At 70.5% G+C, this 20,495-nt stretch carries 17 protein-coding genes; 15 read left to right on the forward strand and 2 right to left on the reverse strand.

The features are described from left to right. The first annotated feature begins 73 nt into the window (after window positions 1-73). Window positions 74-493, forward strand: a complete 420-nt coding sequence (locus OG801_RS28275) for a single-stranded DNA-binding protein (RefSeq protein ID WP_160023780.1) — start codon at window positions 74-76, stop codon at window positions 491-493. On the opposite strand, the gene OG801_RS28280 is transcribed toward OG801_RS28275, so the two are convergent. Further along, window positions 490-1,650 (reverse strand): DUF1015 family protein, encoded by a 1,161-nt coding sequence (locus tag OG801_RS28280; protein ID WP_406032481.1) that lies wholly within the window; start codon window positions 1,648-1,650, stop codon window positions 490-492. The genes OG801_RS28275 and OG801_RS28280 overlap by 4 nt on opposite strands. Window positions 1,651-1,714: 64 nt before the next feature. On the opposite strand from OG801_RS28280, the gene OG801_RS28285 reads away from it, so the two are divergent. From OG801_RS28285 to OG801_RS28315, 7 genes are all read left to right on the forward strand, one after another. Beyond that, window positions 1,715-2,764, forward strand: coding sequence for an HAD-IIA family hydrolase (locus OG801_RS28285; protein WP_406032483.1), 1,050 nt, complete (start codon window positions 1,715-1,717; stop codon window positions 2,762-2,764). Next, window positions 2,761-3,033, forward strand: a complete 273-nt coding sequence (locus OG801_RS28290) for a hypothetical protein (RefSeq protein WP_406032485.1) — start codon at window positions 2,761-2,763, stop codon at window positions 3,031-3,033. Before OG801_RS28285 ends, OG801_RS28290 begins: the two co-directional genes overlap by 4 nt. Window positions 3,034-3,044: 11 nt before the next feature. Then, window positions 3,045-3,908 (forward strand): TlyA family RNA methyltransferase, encoded by an 864-nt coding sequence (locus tag OG801_RS28295; protein WP_406032487.1) that lies wholly within the window; start codon window positions 3,045-3,047, stop codon window positions 3,906-3,908. 148 nt (window positions 3,909-4,056) lie between these two features. After that, window positions 4,057-4,983: an NAD kinase gene (locus OG801_RS28300; protein WP_355017332.1), complete on the forward strand. Its 927-nt coding sequence runs from the start codon at window positions 4,057-4,059 to the stop codon at window positions 4,981-4,983. Further along, a complete protein-coding gene (gene recN, locus OG801_RS28305; RefSeq protein WP_406032489.1) occupies window positions 4,976-6,739 on the forward strand; it encodes a DNA repair protein RecN in 1,764 nt (587 codons plus the stop codon). Before OG801_RS28300 ends, recN begins: the two co-directional genes overlap by 8 nt. Window positions 6,740-6,909: 170 nt before the next feature. Beyond that, on the forward strand, window positions 6,910-8,841 hold the full coding sequence (gene steA, locus OG801_RS28310; RefSeq protein ID WP_406032491.1) for a putative cytokinetic ring protein SteA: 1,932 nt from the start codon (window positions 6,910-6,912) through the stop codon (window positions 8,839-8,841). Window positions 8,842-8,855: 14 nt separating this feature from the next. Then, complete coding sequence (locus OG801_RS28315; protein WP_355017240.1) at window positions 8,856-10,568, forward strand: CTP synthase; 1,713 nt, start codon at window positions 8,856-8,858, stop codon at window positions 10,566-10,568. 57 nt (window positions 10,569-10,625) lie between these two features. Here the strand turns inward: OG801_RS28315 and pepN are convergent, their stop codons facing one another. Continuing rightward, window positions 10,626-13,064, reverse strand: coding sequence for an aminopeptidase N (pepN, locus tag OG801_RS28320; protein WP_406032493.1), 2,439 nt, complete (start codon window positions 13,062-13,064; stop codon window positions 10,626-10,628). Between the two features lie 22 nt (window positions 13,065-13,086). Here pepN and OG801_RS28325 point away from each other — a divergent pair, with 22 nt between their 5' ends. The 7 genes from OG801_RS28325 to OG801_RS28355 all read left to right on the forward strand — a co-directional run bounded on the left by OG801_RS28325 (window position 13,087) and on the right by OG801_RS28355 (window position 20,493). Continuing rightward, window positions 13,087-13,728 (forward strand): NUDIX domain-containing protein, encoded by a 642-nt coding sequence (locus tag OG801_RS28325; RefSeq protein WP_406032495.1) that lies wholly within the window; start codon window positions 13,087-13,089, stop codon window positions 13,726-13,728. Window positions 13,729-13,864: 136 nt separating this feature from the next. Next, window positions 13,865-14,980, forward strand: a complete 1,116-nt coding sequence (ald, locus tag OG801_RS28330) for an alanine dehydrogenase (protein ID WP_355017243.1) — start codon at window positions 13,865-13,867, stop codon at window positions 14,978-14,980. A 220-nt stretch (window positions 14,981-15,200) separates the two neighbouring features. Then, complete coding sequence (gene xerD, locus OG801_RS28335) at window positions 15,201-16,097, forward strand: site-specific tyrosine recombinase XerD (RefSeq protein WP_406036315.1); 897 nt, start codon at window positions 15,201-15,203, stop codon at window positions 16,095-16,097. After that, window positions 16,094-18,712: a DEAD/DEAH box helicase gene (locus tag OG801_RS28340; RefSeq protein WP_406032497.1), complete on the forward strand. Its 2,619-nt coding sequence runs from the start codon at window positions 16,094-16,096 to the stop codon at window positions 18,710-18,712. The genes xerD and OG801_RS28340 overlap by 4 nt, the downstream gene beginning before the upstream one ends. A 30-nt stretch (window positions 18,713-18,742) precedes the next feature. Then, a complete protein-coding gene (locus tag OG801_RS28345) occupies window positions 18,743-18,889 on the forward strand; it encodes a hypothetical protein (protein ID WP_350839477.1) in 147 nt (48 codons plus the stop codon). A gap of 258 nt (window positions 18,890-19,147) precedes the next feature. Then, window positions 19,148-20,143, forward strand: a complete 996-nt coding sequence (locus tag OG801_RS28350) for an AAA family ATPase (protein WP_355017245.1) — start codon at window positions 19,148-19,150, stop codon at window positions 20,141-20,143. After that, complete coding sequence (locus OG801_RS28355) at window positions 20,125-20,493, forward strand: hypothetical protein (protein ID WP_160023748.1); 369 nt, start codon at window positions 20,125-20,127, stop codon at window positions 20,491-20,493. The genes OG801_RS28350 and OG801_RS28355 overlap by 19 nt, the downstream gene beginning before the upstream one ends. The last annotated feature ends 2 nt before the right edge of the window (window positions 20,494-20,495 follow it).

Genomic DNA, 20,495 nt, shown 5'->3' on the forward strand with positions numbered 1-20,495 from the left:
TCTCCACAGGCCGCACAGGCCCGGGCGGAACTGTCGGTGCCCCTGATCAGGATGGTGGTCGGAGGTGATCGAGATGACGGTCGCAAGGGTAGAGAAGGAGCCATCACCGGACGATGGCGAGCGGATGGGGCCGGCCGGCGGGCTGGCGACGGTCAACGAGGTGCGGTTGATCGGTCGGCTGTCGCTGGCCGCTGAGGAGAAGGAGCTGCCCAGCGGGGATCAGCTCACCGCGTTCCGGGTGGTCGTGAACAGGCCGCGCGACAAACGCCGAGGGAGCCGGGTGCAGATCGACGCGCTCGAGTGTCACACCTGGGTCGCCCGGGTCCGGCGAGCGGCGATGACCTGGCAGGTCGGAGACGTCATCGAGGTCAACGGCTCCCTGCGTCGCCGGTTCTTCAAGACCGGCGGCCGGCTGCAGTCGATGACCGAGGTGGAGGTGTCGTCGGCCAGACGAGTGAGCAGAGCGGCCGCCGCGGCCAGGCAGGCGAGCTAGTGGCGAGACTTCTCCAGCCGCGCCGAGTCCAGAAGACGGATGAGCACGCCCGGGTGCGGCTTGGGCTGGAAGGAGGTCGCCTTCTCCGGGAGCAGCTGCCCGATCGAGGCGGAGGAGAGGATGGTGTCGAAGGTCGGTGCTGCCAACAGCACCGCGACATCACGACCCGGGCGGGCCCGCTTCAGCGCGGCGTCGACCTGGTGGGCGTGCAGCACTCGCGACGGCTGTCGGCGCAGCTCCGGGAGGACGCGGTCGTGCAGATAGCCGACATCACCGGTGATCGGCCTGTTGGCGGTGTCGACGTCGAGGGTCGCCCAGCCCCGGCCGTCGCTGAGCACGATGACACCGGGTCCGAGCCTGCCCAGGGCGGCGTCGCGGCTGCCGGCGGTCCACTCCGCGCCGACCGACTCGGCCGCCGCCCGTAGATCGCGCAGGTTCACCCCGGCCAGCACCCGATGGATCGCCCCGAGCTGCAACGGCGTGTCGTCCTGGTCGATCAGCATCGCCAGACCGAAGTCGGTCGCGGCGCCGTCGCCGGGTTCGGCGAGCCCCTGGAGCTCGGCGTACGCCGCGTAGCGGTGGTGTCCGTCGGCGATCAGTGCCTGCTGGTCCGCCCATGCGGTGCGCAGCTGCCCGATCAGCGCCTCGTCGGTGATCGCCCAGACGCGATGGTGCTGGCCGCCGTGGTCGTCGTACTGCTCCTCGGGAGTGCCACTCTGCACCCGGTCGAGCAGAGCCGCGATCCCGTCGGGAGCGTGGTAGGTGAGCAGGATCGGCGCCGGATGCACCCTCATCTGCCGCATCCGGGAGGCGAGCTGCTCAGCCTGGGCGGTGCGTACGCCCTCGTGGGGGATGACCGCGGCAACCGCGGGGTCCTCGGTGCGGTGCGAGACGTCGAGGATCCCGACGACGCCACGAACGGTGATCCCGGCGGCGGTGTACTCGTGGAGGTAGAGCGCGAGGTCCTGGTGCTGGCGCAGATCGCCACGCGCCAGCCACGAGCTGATCCGGGAAGCGACCCCTCGATAGGGGCGGGAGTAGAGCCGCGCGGAGGTCGGGTCCCCGATCCGTGAAGGGGCCAACGAGAGCGCTCGAAACGGCTCCAGGCGCAGCGGACGCCCGAGGTACGGCGCCCTGACCACACCCGTATCGTCCATCCGCACATCGTAGGGTCACACTGGTGCCATTCGCCGAACCCCCGACCCAGAGAAGGAACTTCGTGTGCTGACCGGCCATCAGTTGAAGGGCTCAGCCCAGCCGCTCGCCGCCGCCCATGACGTGGCGATGCTCGACCTCGACGGCGTGGTCTACATCGGCGGCACCGCGGTCCGGCGCGCCCCCGAGTCGCTCGCCGCCGCACGAGAGGTTGGGCTCAGGCTGGCGTTCATCACCAACAACGCCGCCCGGCCTCCGGCCAAGGTCGCCGAGAACATCCGCAACCTTGGGATCGAGGCGACCGCGGAGGACGTGGTCACCTCGGCCCAAGCGGCTGCGCGGGTCCTGGCCGAGCGGCTCGCCCAGGGGGCGAAGGTCGTCAACCTGGGTGCCGCCGGCCTGCGCGAGCCGCTCGAGGCTGCCGGCCTGGTGCCGGTGGCCGTCGACGAGGACGCCGAGGCCATCGTCACCGGCTACAACCCCGAGCTGCTGTGGAAGGACATCCTGCGCGCGGCCGTGCGGATCAAGGACGGGCTCTTCTGGGTCGCCAGCAACACCGACATGACCTTCCCGGCGGCCTACGGGATCGCGCCGGGGCACGGCGTCCTGGTCGACACGCTGCGCCGCTTCTCGGGCGTCGAGCCGGTCGTGGCGGGCAAGCCGTCGCGACCGCTGCTGGAGGAGACCATCCGGCGCACCGAGGCCGATCACCCGCTGATGGTCGGCGACCGGCTCGACACCGACATCGAGGGCGGCCGCAACGCCGGCATCGACACGCTGCTCGTGCTCACCGGGGTCACCGGGCTCGAGGACCTGGTCGCGGCCGAGCCGCAGCGGCGGCCTTCCTACATCTCCGCCGACCTGGGTGGGCTGCTGGAGGCACACTCGGCGCCGGAGACCGAAGGGGCGACCGCGCGGCTCGGCGGCTGGACGGCGGAGGTACGCGACGGAGAGCTGCGGGTCACCGGCGAAGGGAGACCCGACGACTGGTGGCGGACAGCCGCGGCCGGCGCCTGGGCGCACCTGGACGCCACCGGATCGGTGGCCACGATCGGCGCACAGGCCGTGCCGCCTGGCCCGGATGCCGACGGCGGGACGGTAGTCTCAGCCTCATGAGCGAGCAGCATTTCGACGAGACTCCGGCTGAGGCCTCGGCCGGGCTGGGTGGCGCCAGCACGGCGCCGCACACCGGTGTCGCCCGCGTCGACGCGGTGCTCGAGACGCTCGACCGTCTCGACGAGCTGCCGCTGGCCGAGCACGTCGGCGTCTTCGAGGCCGCTCACACCGAGCTGCGCCGCGCCCTGGACCCCGACACCGGGGCCCACGACGCGATGGCCCGGATCGCCGCGGCCTCCGGCGAGTCCCAGCCGACCGACCAGCCCTGAGAGGCGAGCGCATGCCTCCTCGCCGCCTGCGTCTCGACGCCGAGCTGGTCCGGCGCAAGCTGGCCCGGTCCCGTGAGCACGCCAGTGAGCTGATCGCCGCCGGGCGGGTCACGGTGTCGGGAAACCGGGCCACCAAGCCGGCCACGGGCGTCACCACCGACGTCGCGATCGTGGTCACCGAGGACCCCGACCGTCCCGACTTCGTCTCCCGCGGCGGCCACAAGCTCGCCGGAGCACTCGCGGCGTTCGAACCGCTCGGCCTCTCGGTCAAGGGCCGCCGCTGCCTCGACGCGGGCGCGTCGACCGGCGGGTTCACCGACGTACTGCTGCGCAACGAGGCCCGGGAGGTTGTCGCCGTCGACGTCGGCTACGGCCAGCTCGCCTGGCGGCTGCAGCAGGACGAGCGGGTCGTCGTCCACGACCGCACCAACATCCGCGACCTCTCCCTCGATGTGGTCGGCGAACCCGTCGACGTCGTCGTCGGCGACCTCTCCTTCATCTCCCTCGAGCTCGTCCTGGACGCGCTGATCCGGGTCACCAGCCCCGAGGGCGACCTGGCGCTGATGGTCAAGCCCCAGTTCGAGGTCGGCAAGGACCGGGTCGGCAAGGGTGGCGTGGTCCGCGATCCCGCGCTGCGCGCCGAGGCCGTCAACGCCGTCGCCGCGGCTGCCGCGCGACGCGGCTGGGGCGCACGCGCGGTCACCACCAGCCCGCTCCCGGGCCCGTCGGGCAACGTCGAGTTCTTCCTGTGGCTGCGCCGCGGGGAGGCCACCGTCACCGAGGCGGAGATCGAGGAGGCCGTGCGCGAGCAGCGCGGCCTGGAGAGCCCCGCCACCGGGGATGTGTCGGTGCCGTCTGAGAAGGTTGATCCGTGATCGAGCGTCAGCGAGTGAACCAGCGGGCCAACACGTCGCCGCCTCCGTATTCTGGCGCTTGCGCTACGGAGGTGGCGACGTGACCGACGCCGACACCCCCGCTGTGGACGCAGCGCCCGTGGACCCAGCCGAGGTTCGGCGGGTCTTCATGCTCATCCACACCGGGCGCGAGGAGGCCCGCGAGGTCGGCCTCGCCTGTGCCAAGTCGCTGGCGGTCCACGGGATCGTGGTCCGCGTGCTGGCGAGCGAGGCCGCCGACCTGGGTATCGACCCGGCGGCGTACGAACCGCAGCTCGAGCTCGCCGCCGACGAGGACGACGCGAGCCGCGACTGCGAGCTGGCGCTGGTCATCGGTGGCGACGGCACCATCCTGCGCGCGGCCGAGATCGTCCAGCCCCACCGCACCCCGGTGCTCGGGGTCAACCTCGGACACGTCGGGTTCCTGGCCGAGGCGGAGTACGACGACGTCGAGTCGACCATCGAGGCGATCGTGCAGCGCCGCTACACCTCCGAGGACCGCCTCGCGCTCGAGGTCAGCGTCTTCGAGGATGGTCAGAAGGTCTTTCGTACGTTCGCGGTCAACGAGGCCAGCGTCGAGAAGGCCGCGCGCGAGCGGATGCTCGAGGTCGTCGTCGAGATCGACGGCCGACCGCTGTCGAGGTGGGGCTGCGACGGCGTCGTCTGTGCGACCCCGACCGGCTCGACGGCTTACAACTTCTCCGCCGGCGGCCCGGTCGTGTGGCCGGGCGTCGAGGCGCTGTTGCTGACCCCGATCAGCGCCCACGCGCTCTTCGCGCGGGCCATGGTGGTCGCGCCGACCTCGGTGCTGGCCGTCGAGGTCATCTCCCGGGCGGACGGCGCCGGCGTGCTCTGGTGCGACGGCCGGCGTTCCTACGACCTGGGCCCGGGTGCCCGGATCGAGGTCACCCGGGGGGTGGAGCCTGTCAGACTCGTTCGCCTGCACCAGGCGCCGTTCACGGATCGTCTGGTGCGGAAGTTCGGACTGTCTGTGGAGGGATGGCGAGGCGCCGCGGAACGGCGTCCGTTCAGGATGAACGGAGGCGAGAATGCTTGAGGAGATCAGGATCTCCGGACTCGGGATCATCGAGTCCTCGACCCTGGAGCTCGGACCAGGGCTGACCGTGGTGACCGGTGAGACCGGCGCCGGCAAGACCATGATCGTGACCGCGCTCGGGCTGCTGCTCGGCGGCCGCGGCGACGCCGGCTCGGTCCGCAAGGGCAAGAAGGCGGCCCGGGTCGAGGGCGTCATCGACGCCCGGTCGCTGCCCGGCGTCATCGAGGCGACCGAGGAAGCCGGGGGAGAGGTCGAGGAGGGCCGCGTCCTGGTGGCCCGCACCGTCGCCGCCGAAGGCCGAGCGAGGGCGTACGTCGGGGGAGCGACCGTCCCGGTCGCGACCCTCGGCTCGGTGACCTCACCGCTGGTCGCGGTCCACGGCCAGTCCGATCAGCACCGGCTGTTGCAGCCGCGCGCCCAGCGCGACTCGCTCGACCGCTTCGGCGGGGACGCGGTCGCCAAGCTCATCGCCGCCTACGGCGACATCCACGCCGAGCTCCGAGGCGTCGAGCGCGAGCTCGATGAGGTCACCACCCACGCCCGTGAGCGGGCGCAGGAGGCCGACCTGCTCCGCTTCGGCCTCGGCGAGGTCGAGGAGGTCTCACCGGAGTCCGGCGAAGACGTCACGCTCGCCCAGGAGGAGGAGAAGCTCGGCTACGCCGACACGCTGCGCACCGCCGCCGAGCAGGCCCGAGAGGCGCTCTCCTCGGAGGTCGACGCCCCCGACGCGCTGGGCGCCATCTCGGCCGCGCGCCAGGCCCTCGACGGCGTCCGCGACCACGACCCCGACGCCGCCTCCCTGGCCGACCGCCTCGCCGAGGTCTCCTACCTGCTCTCCGACCTGGCCGCCGACGTCGCCTCCTATGCGACCGCGATCGAGACCGACCCGGCTCGGCTCTCCGTGGTCTCCGAGCGCCGCGCGGCGCTGACCGCGCTGACCAGGAAGTACGGCGAGACCATCGACGAGGTGCTCGCCTGGGCCGAGACCGGCGCCAAGCGCCTGCTCGAGCTCGACTCCGACGACGATCGGATCGAGGAGCTCCGCGGGGAGCGCACGCGTCTGCGAGCCGACCTCGCCGAGGCCGGCCAGGCGCTCTCCGCCGCCCGCACCGACGCCGCCGGCGCCCTGGCCGAGGCGGTCAGCGACGAGCTCACCGGACTGGCCATGCCGCACGCGCGACTGGTGGTCGACGTACGCCAGAAGGAGACCGACGCGCCCGCATCCGAGGACGAGCCGCATGCACCGTTGAAGGTCGGTTCGGGCAAGAACCACCGCTGGCTACGCTACGGCTCCAACGGCCTCGACGAGGTCGAGCTGCTACTGGCCGCCAACACCGGCTCGGAGCCCCGCCCGCTCCACAAGGGCGCCTCCGGCGGTGAGCTCTCCCGGGTGATGCTGGCGATCGAGGTCGTCCTGGCGGCCACCAGCCCGGTCCCGACCTTCGTCTTCGACGAGGTCGACGCCGGCGTCGGTGGCACCGCCGCGGTCGAGATCGGCCGCCGTCTGGCCCACCTCGCCCGCACCGCCCAGGTCCTGGTCGTCACCCACCTGCCCCAGGTCGCCGCCTTCGCCGACCACCACGTCGCCGTCGAGAAGACCAGCGACGGTGTGGTCACCAGCTCCGGCCTCACCGTCCTCGACGACGAGTCCCGCGAACGCGAGCTGTCCCGCATGCTGGCCGGGCTGACGGCCTCCGACACCGCCATCGCGCACGCCCGCGAGCTCCTCGAGGTGGCCCGCGCGGCGAAGGTCTGATCCCGCCGAAACCTCAGTTCTGGCGACCCGAATCGGTCGTTGTGGCGAACGACACACGCCACAACGACCGACTCGGCCGCCAAACGTACGCATTCGGCCGCCACAACGACCGACTCGCCGGATGGGAGATCCTGGGACGCGCACCGGCGACGGGGGAGGATTGGCGGGACATGAGACTGCCTACTCGCCAGATTCCCTCCGTACTCCCAGGCATCCGCGGCACGCTCCGCGCGGGGCGGCCGACCAGGGCCCTGATCCCACGGCTCAAAGAGGGCGACATCGCGGTCATCGACCATGTCGACCTGGACCGGAGCACCGCGCTGGCGATCGTGGCCAAGGGCGTGATCGCCGTGGTCAACGCCCAGCCGATGGTCTCGGGCCGCTACCCGAACCGGGGCCCGCAGACGCTGGCCGACGCCGGGATCGAGCTGATCGACAAGATCGGCGAGGCGGGGCTGGAGAAGTTGGTCGACGGGCGGAAGGCCCGGATCCTCGACGGCGAGATCTTCGACGGTGAGCAGCTGCTGACCTCGGGTCGTGCGCTCGACCAGGAGTCCCTCGAGAAGGACCTGGAGGACGCCAAGCGGGGCCTGAGCTCCCACCTGGATCTCTTCACGCACAACAGCAGCGAGCTGCTCAAGCGCGAGGAGGAGGTGCTGCTGCACGGCAACGGCGTACCTCCTCTCGACACGCCGCTGGCCGGCCGGCCCGTCGTGGTGGTCGCCGACCATCCCGACCTGGACCGGCTCCTCGGCGACCTCGCCGGCTTCCTGCGCGAGCAGCGCCCGGCGATCATCGCGGTGGGTCCTGCGGCGAAGAGGCTGACCAAGAAGCAGGTACGCCACGCCGTGGTCGTCGTGGGCCCCGACACCGACAGCTACCCCGAGCCGAAGGTGCTCACCAGCGCCGCCGAGGTCGTTCTCGCGCCCGGCGCCTCCGCGAGCGAGAGCGCCACCGAGCTCCTCGACCGGATCGGCGTGCAGCCGAAGCGGTTCGAGTCCGCCCTCGCCCCCGAGGACGCCGCCCTCCTGGTCGCCTACGCCCAGCACCCCTCGCTGGTGGTCGGGGCCGGGCTGAGCACCACGCTGACCGACTTCCTCGAGGACCAACGCCCGGGTCTGGCCGGCACGTACCTGACCCGGCTCGCCCTCGGCCCGACGCTGATCGACGCGTCCGCGATTCGGGCGGTGCGCCGCAGGGAGCCCCGCAGCCGTCGGCTCGTCCTCCCGGTCCTGGCCGCAGTGACGGCGCTGGCGATCGGCGTACCCGCCGGCATCTGGGCCGCCGACCACGACCTCACCGCGATCGGCACGGGAATCGTGAACAGAGCTGGCGACGGGACGGCGGCGAGCCCCACCTCCGGTGAGAGCGAGACGAAGGCCGCGAAGGACCCGAAGCAGAGCGCCGAGGCCCAGTTCGTCGCCGAGGCCGGCGACGCCCTCCTGCCCGGCAGGCTCACCGGCCAGAAGGTCGCCGTCATCACCATGCCCGGCGCCGACCAGAAGACGGTCGCGGCGCTCACCGGCAACATCGAAGCGGCCGGCGGCGAGACGACGGGGGTGCTCGACGTACGACCGAATCTGCTGGACCCCGACCGCAAGCAGTACGTCGACAGCCTGGCCACCCAGCTGGTCAAGCAGCTGGGCCGCGGCGACACGAAACAGGCGACCTATCAGCGGATGGGCCAGGTGATCGGGGAGACCTATGCCGGCACGAAGCCGCCCACAGCGTTCGACCAGCCTGCCAAGACCGCCGCTGTGGCGTTGCTCACCGGTGACCTGGTCAAGGCCCAGGGACGACCGACCGGACCGGCCGGGCTCGTCCTGGTCGTCCTCGGCGAGGACAGCGAGGACACGACCGCGGTCGAGGGCCTGGTCGAGGGTCTCGGCGCGACCACGAAAGGCCTGGTCGTGACGGCACCCACGGGCTCCGAAGACCTCGAGGCGCTCCGCGCCAACGACTGGCCGGGCTGGTTCGCGTCGGTCGACGGCATCGAGACCACCACCGGTCAGATCGCCGCTCCGCTCGCGCTGGCTCGACAGATGAGTCAACAAGGTGGCGATTTCGGTGCGTCAGGTTTCGGTGGCCTGCTGAAGCGTTGATAGGATTGAGGCCCATGAAGTCGGCGAGCTTGACCAAGCACATTTTTGTCACCGGGGGCGTCGCCTCCTCATTGGGAAAGGGCCTGACGGCATCGTCCCTCGGCCGCCTGCTCCGGTCGCGTGGTCTGAGCGTGACCATGCAGAAGCTGGACCCGTACCTCAACGTGGACCCCGGCACCATGAACCCGTTCCAGCACGGTGAGGTCTTCGTGACCAACGACGGTGCCGAGACCGATCTCGACATCGGCCACTACGAGCGGTTCCTCGACACCGACCTGGTCGGCCACGCCAACGTGACCACCGGGCAGGTCTACTCCAATGTGATCGCCAAGGAGCGCCGCGGCGACTACCTCGGCGAGACGGTCCAGGTGATCCCGCACATCACCGACGAGATCTCCGAGCGGGTCCTGGCCATGCACGGCCCCGAGATCGACGTCGTGATCACCGAGATCGGCGGCACGGTCGGCGACATCGAGTCGCTGCCGTTCCTCGAGGCCGCCCGCCAGGTGCGCCAGCGCCTCGGCCGCGACAACGTCTTCTTCGTGCACGTCTCCCTGGTGCCCTACATCGGCCCGTCCAAGGAGCTCAAGACGAAGCCGACCCAGCACTCGGTGATGGCGCTGCGCCAGATCGGCATCCAGCCCGACGCCATCGTGTGCCGCGCCGACCGTGAGCTGCCCGAGGGCATCAAGCGCAAGATCGCGCTCATGTGCGACGTCGACGAGGACGCCGTGGTGACCGCCGCCGACGCCCCGAGCATCTACGACATCCCGAAGGTGCTCCACCGTGAGGGCCTGGACGCCTACGTCGTACGCAAGCTCGACCTGCCCTTCCGCGATGTCGACTGGGCGCTTTGGGATGACCTGCTCCGCCGGGTGCACCACCCCAAGGAAGAGCTGACCATCGGCCTGGTCGGCAAGTACATCGACCTGCCCGACGCCTACCTGAGCGTCGGCGAGGCGCTGCGCGCCGGCGGTTTCGCCAACGAGGCCAAGGTCAACATCCGCTGGATCCCCTCCGACGAGTGCGCGACCCCCGAGGGCGCCGCCAAGAACCTCCACGACGTCGACGCCGTCTGCGTCCCCGGCGGCTTCGGCATCCGTGGCCTGGAGGGCAAGCTCGGCGCGCTGAGCTACACCCGCGCTCACCAGATCCCCACGCTCGGCCTGTGCCTGGGCCTGCAGTGCATGGTCATCGAGTACGCCCGCAACGTGCTCGACCTGGAGAAGGCCGACTCCACCGAGTTCGACGCCGACACCCCGGAGCCCGTCATTGCGACGATGGAGGAGCAGAAGGCGTACGTCGAGGGCGCGGGCGACCTCGGTGGCACCATGCGCCTGGGCCTCTACCCGGCCGAGCTCAAGAAGGGCTCGATCGCGGCCGAGGTCTACGGCGAGACCTCTATCGAGGAGCGTCACCGCCACCGCTACGAGGTCAACAACGCCTACCGCGACCAGCTGGAGGACGCCGGCCTGGTCTTCTCCGGCCTCTCGCCCGACAACCAGCTCGTCGAGTTCGTCGAGCTGCCCCGCGACGTACACCCCTACTACGTCTCCACCCAGGCCCACCCCGAGCTCCGCTCGCGGCCGACCCGCCCGCACCCGCTCTTCGCCGGGCTGGTGAAGGCGGCCCTCGACCGGCAGAAGGAGCAGCGGTTCCCGATCGACGAGACCAACCTGCGCCGCGAGGTCAGCGAGGTCGAGCTCCCGGAGACGGCTGACGCCTGAGCATCTGTTGACAGAGCCCCTGGGGCCGGCGCGTGCCGGCCCCAGGGGCTCATCGGTTCACAGGGCGCGAGCCGCTACCTGCCGCGAGTGCACGTCGGCCATCCGGATGACCGTCTGCCGGACGAAGGGGACCAGCGCGTCGCCCTCACAGGCGGCGCGCGCGGCAGCGGCGACATCCTCACCGGCATGCACCGGGTAGAAGCGGAGCTGGAGCCCGTAGGCGAGCAGCCCGCCACCCCTGATCGCGGCGACGGCGTCGAGATAGCGCTGGGCGTACGGCGCCAGGATCTCCTCCTGGCCGGGGCGCCAGAACGCCGAGCTCAACGCGTATCCGCCGTCGGTGCGCGGCAGCCGGCGCTCGATCATGGACACCTGCCAGGCCTCCTCCTTGGCCTCCGCGAGCGGCTGCGCGGTGCGTACGCCCAGAGCACTGACCCAGGACTCGGGGTCCGGGTCGCGCGCCTCCAGAGCGGCGACCGCCTCGGCGTCGTAGTCGCCGGTCTCGGCGCGCCGGCCGAGCAGCCGCCAGGCCACCTGTACGTCCTCGCTAGCCCCTGTCTCGGCCAGCGCGAGCTGCTCGGGCGTGGAGGCGTGCGCTGCGACGACGCGAAGAGCGGTGTCGCGGTTGGCCGGGTCCTCGGCGAGCACCGCGGCCGCTCCGGCGACCAGCGCGCGCTGCTCGGCGACCCGCTCGGGCGCCGTCCACAGCTCGGCAGCGGTGACGGCCATGCTCAGGAACTCGCCGGTGACCTGCGGGTTGCGCTCGTTCTCGAGGACCGAGAGGACGCGCGAGACGACCTCGGGGCCGGCGATGTCGCCGCGGAACAGGGCCGTCCAGGCGCTGCTGACCGCGACCGCCCGTGCCACCGCGTCGGGCAGCAGGCCGGCGTTCTGGCCGAGCCAGGCTTCGCTGGCCTCGTCCGAGCGCACCGCCGCGAAGGTCACGTCGGTCGCGTTGACCAGGTGCGCGGCGGCGTCGGGGAGCGAGACCGCGACGGGCTCGCCCGCCACCGTGACCGGAGTGGTGGCGAGCAGGGCACCGGAGGCGTCGTAGGAGGCGATGTCGAGCCGGTGGGGACGTACGGTCCCGTCGGGGCTGGTGACCGACACCTTGCCGTCGGCGAGGGTGATCACGTCGGTGCCGGCGTGATCGAGCCACGCGGTCGTCCAGGCGGAGAGATCCTTGCCCGCGGCCGTTCCGAAGGCGCCCATCAGGTCGTCGAGGACGGTGTTGCCGTAGGCGTGCTCGGCGAAGTAGGACTGCAGCCCGGCGAGGTAGGCCTCCTCGCCGATGTAGGCGTGCAGCTGCTGCAGCACGGCCTGGCCCTTCATGTAGGTGATCGCGTCGAAGTTGGCCATCGCGACGTCGACGCTGGGGACCACCCCGCGGATCGGGTGGGTGGCCGGCGTCGCGTCGATGTCGTAGCCCGCCTTCTTCTCGGTCAGTGCGATCGAGGCCCACACGTCGGCGTGGTCGGGGAGCGCGGCCGAGGCCCACACGGCCGCCCACGAGGCGAAGGCCTCGTTGAGCCACAGGTCGTCCCACCAGCGCATCGTGACCAGGTCGCCGAACCACATGTGCGCCATCTCGTGGAGGACCACATTGGTGCGCTCGGTCCGGTCGGCGTGGGTCGGCGCCGTGCGGAAGAGGAACACGTCGCTGTGGGTGACCGCGCCCCAGTTCTCCATCGCGCCGCCCATGTCGGGCACGAAGATCTGGTCGTAGCGACGCTGCGGGAACGGCATCCCGAACTTGGTGCCGAACCACGCCAGCCCGTGCTCGGTGACCTGCAGGATCTCCTCCCGGTCCCGCTCGAGCTGGCTGCGCAGCGACTGACGGGCGTAGAGCCCCAGGTCGTAGCCGCCGCGCTCCTCGCGGACCTCGACGAACGGCCCGGCGTTGACCACCACGACGTACGTCGAGAGCGGGGGAGTGTCCTCGAAGACCCACGTCCGCGCGCCGGCTGCCTCGTCGGAGACCTTCGCGGGTGCGGAGTTGGAGAGCACCGTCCACTGCTCGGGCGCCGCCACGGTGAACGCGTGCACGGCCTTGAGGTCGGGCTGGTCGAAGCAGGCCCACAGCCGACGAGCGTCGTCGGGCTCGAAGGAGGTCCACACGTAGACGTTGCCGTCGGAGGGGTCGACCGTGCGCAGCACGCCCTCGGAGGAGGCGGTGTCGGACTGGGAGGCGGTCACGACCAGGGTGTTGGTCTCGGCGAGGTCCTCGAGCGGGATCCGGCCGGCGCTGATCGTGGCGAGGTCGAGCTCGGTGCCGTTGAGCGTGGCCGCGCTGACCTCGGCCACGCAGTCGACGAACGTGCCCGAGCCCGGGGTGGCGGAGAAGGTGATCGTGGAGACGCTTGAGAGCGTCTCGCCCTCCAGCAGGCCGGTCATGTCGAGCGAGATGTCGTACCGCTCGACGGTGACCGTGGCGGCCCGCGCAGCCGCCTCCTCCTGGGTGAGTGAGGCAGGGGCGGCGGGGGAGGTGTCAGACATGAGCCGAGGGTAGCCTCGGGCCATGACATCGGACGCACGAATTTCCGACTCCGCCGTGCCGCTGGACCAGGGACCGCTCACCGAGTGGGACGTCCCGGAGAGCTGGCCGGTCGCCTCGAGCGAGGACCTCCACCGTGACGGCTGGGTGGTCGCACTGCGTGCCGACCGGATCAACCGTCCCGGCCACGAGGACGAGGAGCCGTTCCGTCGCCTGGTGGTCGAGCACCCGGGCGCCGCCGTCGTGCTGGCGCTGGACGATGACGAGCGCGCCCTGGTGATCACCCAGTACCGCCACCCCGCCAAGCGGCGCTTCGTCGAGCTCCCAGCCGGCCTGATCGACTATCCCGGCGAGGACCCGCTCGACGTCGCGGTGCGCGAGCTGCGCGAGGAGGTGGCCCACGAGGCGGCCGAGTGGACGCCGCTGCTCTCGACGTACGCCTCGCCGGGGCTCACCGAGGAGATCCACCACTTCTTCCTCGCCCGCGGCCTCACCGCCAGCGACCGCGACGGCTTCGAGCTCGAGCACGAGGAGGCCGAGATGAGCGTCCACTGGGTGCCCTTCGAGGAGCTCTTGGAGGCAGTGCTGAGCGGCCGGGCGACCGACTCGCCGGTCGTCCAGGCCGTGCTTGCGTACGCCGCTCTCAAATCACGTGGCAGAGTCTGATCAGGGGGTCTGGTCAGGACCGATCGACGTGATTTTGGTGACTTGCGCCACACCGGGTTAGACATGCCGCGTCAGGCGGCGCACATCCGGCTGACCCGTAGACCCACGGACCACCACATTCAGGGGAAGAAACACAATGAGAATCGGCGTACCCAAGGAAGTCAAGAACCACGAGTACCGGGTGGCGATCACCCCCTCGGGCGTCCACGAGCTGGTGGCCAACGGCCACGAGGTCTTCGTCCAGGCCGGTGCCGGAGTCGGCTCCTCGATCTCGGATGGCGAGTACGCCGCGGTCGGCGCCAAGATCCTCGGCGATGCCGACGAGACCTGGGGCAACGCCGACATGGTGCTCAAGGTCAAGGAGCCGGTCGCGGAGGAGTACCACCGCCTGCGCGAGGGCCTGACCCTGTTCACCTACCTCCACCTGGCCGCCGACAAGCCGTTGACGCAGGAGCTGCTGGCCAAGAAGGTCACCGCGATCGCGTACGAGACCGTCGAGCTGCCCAACCGGGCGCTGCCGCTGCTCTACCCGATGTCGGAGGTCGCCGGCTGCCTGGCGCCCCAGGTCGGGGCGTACAACCTGCTCAAGGCCCAGGGCGGCCGCGGCACGCTGATGGGTGGTGTCGGCGGTGTCGCCAACGCCAAGGTCGTCATCATCGGTGCCGGCGTCTCGGGGCAGAACGCCGCCAACATCGCTCTGGGGATGGGCGCGGACGTCACGCTGCTCGACACCGACCTGGAGAAGCTGCGGATGTCGTTCTGGCGCTACTCCAACCAGGTCCACGGGCTCGCGTCGAACAAGCTCGCGCTCGAGGAGCAGGTGCTCCAGGCCGACCTGGTCATCGGCGCCGTGCTGATCCCGGGTGCGGCCGCGCCGAAGCTGGTCACCAACGACCTGGTCTCGCGGATGAAGCCGGGCTCGGTGCTCGTCGACATCGCCATCGACCAGGGTGGCTGCTTCGAGGACTCCCACGCCACCACCCACGCGGACCCGACCTACCAGGTCCACAACTCCACCTTCTACTGCGTGGCCAATATGCCCGGCGCGGTCCCGAACACGTCCACCTACGCGCTCACGAACGCGACGATGCCGTACGCCGTCGCCCTGGCCAACAAGGGCTGGGCCCAGGCGCTGCGCGACGACGCCGCGCTCGCCAAGGGCCTCAACACCCACGCCGGCCAGCTCACCTACGGCCCGGTGGGCGAGGCGGTCGGCATCGACTCCGTCGCGCTCTCGGACGTGCTCGGCTGATCTCCTCAGGAGTCACAGGAGTCACGCCGTACAGGCAATTCCGGCGCTTCTCAGGCAATGCAATGCCCGAGAAGTGCCGGAATACCCGGTTAACCGGGTATTCCTCCCCGACCGGATCCACCGCCCCTGGTTGGATGGACCCGTGACCGCATCGAACGTCTCGGGCTCCGCTACGGCGGTATCCAATGCCGCGAGCTCCGCTTCGGCGGTGGAGCACGCGATGCGCACGTACCTCGACCACCTCACAGTCGAGCGGGGGCTGGCGGCGAACACGCTGTCCTCCTACCGGCGCGACCTGAGGCGGTACGCCGAGTTCCTCGCCCAGCAGAGCGTCGACGACCTGGCCGGGGTCTCGGAGGCGACGGTGTCGGGGTTCCTGGCACACCTGCGCGAAGGCAGCCAGGAGCATCCGGCGCTCAGCGCGACCTCCGCGGCGAGGACGGTCGTGGCGGTGCGGGGGTTCCACAAGTTCGCGGTGGCCGACGGGATGGTCGAGGCCAATCCGGCCGGCCATGTGAAGCCGCCGCGCGCGGAGAAGCGGCTGCCGAAGGCCCTGCCGCTGGCCGACGTGGAGGCGATCCTGGAGGCGTCGGGCGCGCCCGGGACGCCGCTCGCGCTGCGCGACCGGGCCCTCCTCGAAGTGCTCTACGGCACCGGCGCCCGCATCTCCGAGGCGGTCGGCCTCGACGTCGACGACCTCGACCGGGTCGACCACGTCGTACTCCTGCGAGGCAAGGGTGGCAAGGAGCGGATCGTCCCGGTCGGCTCCTACGCCATCGAGGCGGTCGAGGCCTACCTGACCCGGGCCCGCCCCGACCTCGCAGCCGCCCGCTCGGGTGGCGCGCTCTTCCTCAACGCCCGCGGCGGCCGCCTCTCCCGGCAGTCGGCCTGGACCGTCCTGACCCGTGCCGCCGAGCGCGCCGGGATCCACAAGGGCGTCTCGCCCCACACCCTGCGTCACTCCTTCGCCACCCACCTGCTGGACGGCGGCGCCGACGTACGTGTCGTGCAGGAGCTGCTGGGCCATGCGTCGGTGACCACGACGCAGATCTACACTCTTGTCACCGTGGACAATCTCCGAGAGGTCTTCGCGACCGCACACCCGAGGGCCCTGTGACCGTTTCGACCAAAGCCGGCGACTGGATCCCCAAGGTCGGGGCGAGCCCCGACGACGTCTACGAGGCGGTCGTGGAGTGGGTCGAGGGGAGTGGCCGCAGCCTCTACCCCCACCAGGACGAGGCAATCATGTCCATCCTGGCCGGCGACAACGTCATCCTGGCGACCCCGACAGGCTCGGGGAAGTCCCTCGTCGCGGCAGGCGCGCACGCGTACGCGCTGGCCGAGGACAAGGTCTCCTTCTACACCGCGCCGATCAAGGCGCTGGTCAGCGAGAAGTTCTTCGACCTCGTCGAGACCTTCGGCGCCGAGAACGTCGGCATGCTCACCGGCGACGCCAGCGTCAACGCCGACGCCCCGATCATCTGCTGCACCGCCGAGGTGCTCGCCAACCTCTCGCTGCGAGAGGGCAAACACGCTGACGTCGGGCTCGTGATCATGGACGAGTTCCACTACTACGGCGAGCCCGACCGCGGCTGGGCGTGGCAGGTGCCGCTGCTCGAGCTGCCGCAGGCCCAGTTCCTGCTGCTCTCCGCGACGCTCGGTGACACCAGCGCGCTGGCCAAGGACATGACCAGGCGAAACGGCCGCGAGACCGTCCTTGTCGACCAAGCGGAACGACCCGTTCCGCTCACCTTCGACTGGCGCCTCACGCCGCTCCAGGAGACCCTCGAGGAGCTCGTCACCACCGGCCAGGCGCCGGTCTACGTCGTCCATTTCACCCAGAAGGACGCCGTCACCCACGGCACCTCCCTGCTCAACGCCGGCTGGCTGAAGCTCGCAGGCGAGGAGAAGGACCAGATCGCCAAGCGGCTCGAGTCGGTCCGCTTCGCCGCCGGTTTCGGCAAGACGCTCTCCAAGCTGCTGCGCAAGGGCATCGGCGTCCACCACGCCGGCATGCTCCCCAGATACAGAAGGCTGGTCGAGCAGCTCGCTCAGGCCGGTCTGCTCAAGGTCATCGCCGGCACCGACACCCTCGGGGTCGGCATCAACGTCCCGATCCGCACGGTGCTCTTCACCGGCCTGGCCAAGTTCGACGGCCGCCGCCAGCGCATCCTGCGCACCAGGGAGTTCCTCCAGATCGCCGGAAGAGCCGGCCGGGCGGGCTTTGACACCCAGGGCTACGTCGTCGTCCAGGCGCCTGAACACATCATCGAGAACGAGAAGGCCAAGGCGAAGTCCGAGGAGCGCCGCAAGGCCGGCAAGAAGAACTCCAAGGCCCAGCTCAAGAAGCCGCCCGAGGGCACGGTCGTATGGACCGAGGCGACCTTCACCAAGCTCGTCGACGGCGCCCCCGAGCCGCTGGAGAGCAAGATGAAGGTCGACAACTCGATGATCCTCAACGTCGTCGCCCGCGACGAGGACGCCTTCGAGGTGATGCGCCGGATCACCATGGACAACCACGAGGAGCGGCGCACCCAGCTCAAGCTCGCCCGCCGGGCCCTGCGCCTGACCCGCTCCCTGGTCCACAGCGGGGTCCTGACCAGGCTCGCCGAGCCCGACACGTACGGGCGGCGCTATGTCCTCACCGAGGACCTTCCCGCCGACTTCGCGCTCAACCAGCCGCTGGCGCACTTCGCCCTCGCCGCGCTGGACACGCTCGATCCGGAGTCGCCCGAGCACACCCTCGAGATCGTCTCGGTGATCGAGTCGGTCCTCGAGCCCCCGCGCCAGATCCTCTTCGCCCAGCAGCACGAGGCCCGCGGCAAGGCGATCGAGAACATGAAGGCCGACGGCGTCGAGTACGACGAGCGAATGGCCCTCATCGAGGAGATCACCTGGCCCAAGCCGATGGCCGAGCGCCTCGAGGCGCTCTTCGAGGTCTACCGCGGCACCCACCCGTGGCTGCCCGAGGACGCCCTCGACCCGAAGTCGATCCTGCGCGAGATGTACGAGCAGGGGATGACCTTCACCGACGTCGTACGCCGTTACCAGCTCGCCCGCTCCGAGGGCCTGGTGCTGCGCTATCTGACCGATGCCTACCGCACCTTCCGGCACACCCTCCCCGAGACGCACAAGAGCCCCGAGATCGAGGACTTGGTCGAGTGGCTGGGGGAGACCATCCGGCAGACAGACTCGAGCCTGCTGGACGAGTGGGAGGCGCTCTCCGATCCCGAGCACATCCCCTCGGCGGTGGCCCACCACGAGGCGCCGCCGCCCCCGCGGTCCCTGTCGCAGCAGCAACGGGCCTTCGAGATCATGGTCCGCAACGCGATGTGGGCCCGGGTCGACGCGGTCTCGCGAGACGACCTCGACACGCTGATGTCGCTGGAGCGCTCCGCCGCCGACCGGCTCGAGCCCGCGCGCGACGTGGTGATGACCAGGTCTCGCTGGGACGACGCCCTGGAGGCCTACTTCGCCGAGCACGACGACGTGGGCATCTCTGCCGACTCGCGCTCGCCCAAGCTGCTCACCTGGACCGTCGAGCGCGGTGCTCCCGCGGGCGTCGACGAGGATGACGAGACGTACGACGAGACCCGCATCTGGCGGGTCACCCAGACCCTCGACGACCCGGCCGGCGACCACGACTGGGTGATCGAGGCGGTGGCCGACCTGGACGCGAGCGACGAGGCCGGCGAGCTGGTTCTGGCGACGGTGGCGATGCGTCGGCTGTGACGGGTTGCTCGGTTCCGCTAGCGTTGGGGCGTGCGCAAGCTACTGAAGAACCCCGTCGTCGTCGCGGCCATCGCCAAGATCGCCAACGAGGCTCGCAAGCCCGAGAACCAGAAGAAGATCAAGGACGCAGCGGGCAAGGCCTACGACCAGTTCCAGAAGCGCCGTCGGTCGCACTGAGACCGGCTGTTCGAGCGGAGATTCCTCCACAGGTTTCTCCACATCGAAGGCCCTTCCTGTGGGGCTGGCGGTGCGCCAAGTGCACAGGTCATCAACAGATTCGGGTCGCGTAGCAGAATCACCCGGATTTGCCTTGTGACACGCCCGGCGCGGCTCCTACAGTCGCGCAGATCCGGGTCTTAGAGTCGCCGTGTCGACATATAGACCCGCTAGCCGTGATCGACCCAGGGCCGCGGCAACTTAACCGGGGGTGGAGGAATGGAAGACAGCTATTTCGGAGCAGGTGGTGCGACCGCGCCGCAGATGCCTCCGCAGACGCCGGCGGCCCCGCCGCCGGCCTATCCGCCCTCGGCCCGGCTGCGCGCCAACGCCCCTGAGCCCGACGCGGGCTCGTTCGACGGCCCGGGTAAGAACAAGAAGGGCCCGACCGGTCGCCCCTGGCCCAACCTTCCCGAGCCCGGCCCCGCCACCGGCGGCCCCGCGCGTACGGTCGCGATGGTCAACCAGAAGGGTGGCGTCGGCAAGACCACGACCACCATCAACCTGGGTGCCGCGCTGGCCGAGCACGGCCGCAAGGTACTGATGGTCGACTTCGACCCGCAGGGGTCGCTCTCGGTCGGTCTGGGTCTTCAGCCCAACGAGATCGAGCTGACCGTCTACAACCTGCTGATGGAGCGTGACATCACGCTCGACGACGTCGTCGTCCCTTCCGGCATCGACGGTGTCGACCTGCTGCCGGCCAACATCGACCTCTCCGCCGCTGAGGTGCAGCTGGTCCAGGAGGTCGCCCGTGAGCAGACCCTGGCCCGAGCCCTGGCTCCGGCCGTCGCCAACTACGACGTGATCCTCATCGACTGCCAGCCGAGCCTGGGCCTGCTGACCGTCAACGCGCTCACCGCCTCCGACTCCGTGGTCGTCCCGCTGGAGTGCGAGTACTTCGCGCTGCGCGGCGTCGCCCTGCTCAAGGACACCATCGACAAGGTTCAGGAGCGGCTCAACCCGCGTCTGAAGATCGACGGAATACTGGGCACGATGTACGACAGCCGCACCATGCACAGCCGCGAGGTCATGGAGACCCTGGTCAACGGCTGGGGCGACCGCGTCTTCCACAGCGTCATCCGCCGCACCGTGAAGTTCGCCGACTCCACCGTGGTCGGCGAGCCGATCACCGAGTACGCCTCCAGCTCCACCGGCGCCGACTCCTACCGGATGCTCGCCAAGGAGGTGCTGGCCCGATGGCAACGCGGCGAGTGAGGGTTCCGGCCGCCGATGATCTGTTCCGGCGTACGTCCGACGGCGCTGCCGCCGCAGGACCTGCCGCCGAGGCGAAGGCCCGCCCAGTGCACGCCGTGCCCGAGCCGGCCGAGGAGACGCCGGCCGCCAAGAAGCGGTCGAGCGGCCGCGTACGTCATGACGAGAAGATGACGGTCTACATCACCTCCGAGGAGCTGCTGGATCTCGAGCACGCCCGGCTCAACCTGCGGGCCAAGCACAGCATCGCGGTCGACCGCGGCCGGCTGGTGCGCGAGGCGCTCGCGATCGTGCTGGCCGACCTCGAGGAGTATGGGGACGACAGCGCCCTCGTGCACCGGCTCGCCGAGTGACG

The organism is Nocardioides sp. NBC_00163, assembly GCF_045206295.1.
Taxonomy (GTDB): Bacteria; Actinomycetota; Actinomycetes; order Propionibacteriales; family Nocardioidaceae; genus Nocardioides.